The following is a 3,018-nucleotide window of genomic DNA, read 5'->3' on the forward strand; positions in this document are numbered from 1 at the left end:
TAAAGGCATTATTTATGCCTTTAAACCCCAGACCAACGTTTATATACAGTTCTGCTCATGAAATATTACAAGCCAGCAAAACTCATTTATCAAATTTAAGTGACAAAAATCTATTATTTGTCACACAAAATTCCATGAACAAGAAGTCTAGTACCTGAGCCTGCCTGACCATAGCATGTTGAAAGAGTAATAACTTTGGATGAACCGGCAACATAAGTAGTATCTACACCCGTTTTTATTTCTGACTGATCTGCTACATATTTAAGATACATTTCTTCGCTTGCATCTTCGCTTTGAATAGTGTATGTACTTGCATTACCATCAGCAGTATAGAGTGAAAATATCTGATATCTATGTACAATTCCATCTTTTTGATAAATATAGATGTAAGGCTGCTGCTTTAAAAGATTACAACTCTTGTCATTATAGTATTTTTTTAATTTGCCGAACATCGAACCATTCTTCATATTATGACCATAGATAAAAGTATTGAATAATGAGAAGTCTTCGTTATCTCTGTAATCCATGAACAAACAACCGCTTTTGCTATTGTTACCTTCAAAAGTAGTGTGAAGATAGCCTTCATTATCTGTTCCCTTTACGATAGGATAGCTGATATCACATCCGGGAATGTATATCCAACATACAAAATTTGGATTTATTTTCAATAAACCTTCAAAATCAATTCGAAGTTCAGGATATTGAGAACATCCTTCGGGTTTTGCTGTATCTGGAGAAGAAGTAAGAGGCACCGGTTCTCCATTTGACGCAATAGGATGCAAGTAGCTGGAAATAAGATTATTGTACTCCCTATCAGCATATAAATAGCTAGAATAAGTCATAAGTGACAGTACGGCGGCAGTTATAAAAAGAGCTGCAGCAGGAATAAAGATTACCAGAATTGGAAATGGCTTCTTTTTCGCAACATAAGAGCGATTATTTCTTTCATATTCATTATAGTTACGTGACATTTTTGCTTTCCCCTTTTGCTGTCTTTTATACGATAAAAATTGTACGAAAAACAGACACAATTAAAATCAACCTTGCAACTTAAGATGAGTAAATAATAACATACTTGATATTAATAAGCAAAAATAAATATATAATAATTTATTGTTGCAATTTTTTGTAAATAATCATACAATTTACTTATGATTAAATCTGTAAGAAGGTAAGTATGAAAAGTGTATTTTTGTTAAAGTCATAAGAAAGGGGTAAAAATGAAAATACATATTAAAAATGTTTGGAAAGTATTTATTGCTTTTGTTGTTGCGCTCTTTTTGCTTCCAAACAAAGGAATTGTACATGCTGACAACTATACTGCAAAGAATGATGAAAATGCAGCAAAAGCTGACGGCAGTGCGAATGATGTTAATGAGGGCGATGGTAAGTATTACTATTACATCACTGATTCATCAGGAAAAAGCCAGGTTGCCTATTGTATAAATAGAAACAAGAAAGATCCTGATACATCATCATCATCTCCATATACAAGAATAAAACTTGGAGATAGTTCTGAACTTGCAAATTATGTTGCAGGTGGCGGTAATGAGAGTGGCAAGAATCAGCTTGCGTATATTGTAACTTATGGTTACGGTGGACCAAAATCAGGCTATGGTTCTAATATTTCAAAAGGAGTTTACAGAGTTGTAACTCAGTACGCAATTTGGCACATTACAAATGGAGCAGATGGTGTTGCTGAAAGTGAACACTTTCTTCCATTTACCGGAATGTCTTCCGAAATGGTCAGCAAGGTTGAAAGTGCATGGAATAATGAATCTGCAATTGCAGCACTTAATCTTTCTCAAGACGATCAGGTAAGATATCAGTCAGCACAGAATGCAGTTGATACTTATAATTCAATTTTGAAAGATGCTTCTTCTAGTTCTTTTGGTAGTGATTACACTTTATATATTTATACTTATGCAGGTAAAATCGGTAAGTCCAGACAGGCGCTTATTACAGCAGATGCACCTGTAAACAATAAGGTGAATATTAAAGTTTCAAAGACTGCTATAAATGGAACATCTGAGCTTCCTGGTGCTACTCTTACGATTACATCTTCTAATGGAAATACAGTTGATACATGGACTTCTACAGAGCAGATGCATGAAGTTAAGCTTACTGATGGAGAGTATACTCTTACTGAGACAACAGCCCCTTCTGGATTTGAAAAAGCAGAAAGTATTGGCTTTAAAATAGAGAATTTAACTCTTACTGTAAAGTCTAGTTCTGGAGAGTATGTAAATCCAGCAAGTCCTAATGTTGTTCATATGGAGGATAAGCCTCTTACAAAGACAGTTCGTTTTAGTAAAACGGCAATAAATGGAACATCCGAACTTCCTGGGGCAAAACTGGAAATTCATGATGAAAAAGGCGGAGTAGTTCAAAGCTGGGTTTCCACAACAACACCTGTTTCTTTCGAACTTCCTGATGGAAATTATACAATGGTTGAGATTACTGCACCTAATGGCTACCAGGTTGCTGAATCTATTCCATTTACAATTAAGAATCAGAATCTTTTCAAAGGTGATAATATAAAAGGCTCAACTGTACACATGCAGGATAAGCCAACAACACCTGAGAAACCAGACAAGCCGGATACACCAAACGAAAGCACTTCCAGCTCGACTGTAGATAATACAAGAAGAGCAAAAGAAAATATAGCTCCAATCGCAGAGACTTCAAATGGTCCGGATAATCATTATCTTGGTGGTATCGGTAATAAGAGAAGTTCACCTGATACATCAGATACATCCAAGCCAACATTGTGGATGGGACTTGGACTTTTCAGTGTAGTAGTGATGCTGGGATGCCTTGTCTTTTCATTGAAAAAAAGATATCACAACTAATTAGAAACGAAAATGTTTAAATTGTTAGAAAATCGAGTAGGATAACCTACTCGATTTTTCTATAGATTTTTGTCACTGCGTTCCAAAAACCACGCAAACTGGCCATTTAAAAAGGCTTCGCCTTGGACCAGTTTGCCGCTTGACTTTTGTTCTCACGAAACTCGCA

General features: G+C 35.4%; 2 protein-coding genes. One reads left to right on the top strand and one right to left on the bottom strand.

Annotation, left to right across the window (positions count from 1 at the left end; all coding sequences use genetic code 11):
* Window positions 1-113: 113 nt before the first annotated feature.
* On the bottom strand, window positions 114-971 hold the full coding sequence (locus G634_RS19875; protein ID WP_051234246.1) for a class B sortase: 858 nt from the start codon (window positions 969-971) through the stop codon (window positions 114-116).
* 249 nt (window positions 972-1,220) lie between these two features.
* Here G634_RS19875 and G634_RS0117120 point away from each other — a divergent pair, with 249 nt between their 5' ends.
* Entirely contained in the window at window positions 1,221-2,852 is a 1,632-nt protein-coding gene (locus G634_RS0117120) for a SpaA isopeptide-forming pilin-related protein (protein ID WP_026506294.1), read from the top strand.
* Window positions 2,853-3,018: the final 166 nt, after the last annotated feature.

The sequence above is a fragment of the Butyrivibrio sp. NC3005 genome (assembly GCF_000424545.1).
GTDB lineage: Bacteria > Bacillota > Clostridia > Lachnospirales > Lachnospiraceae > Butyrivibrio.

Coding starts and splice junctions, on each gene's coding strand:
- G634_RS0117120 (WP_026506294.1), top strand. CDS start 1,221: ATGAAAATACATATTAAAAATGTTTGGAAAGTATTTATTGCTTTTGTT.
- G634_RS19875 (WP_051234246.1), bottom strand. CDS start 971: ATGTCACGTAACTATAATGAATATGAAAGAAATAATCGCTCTTATGTT.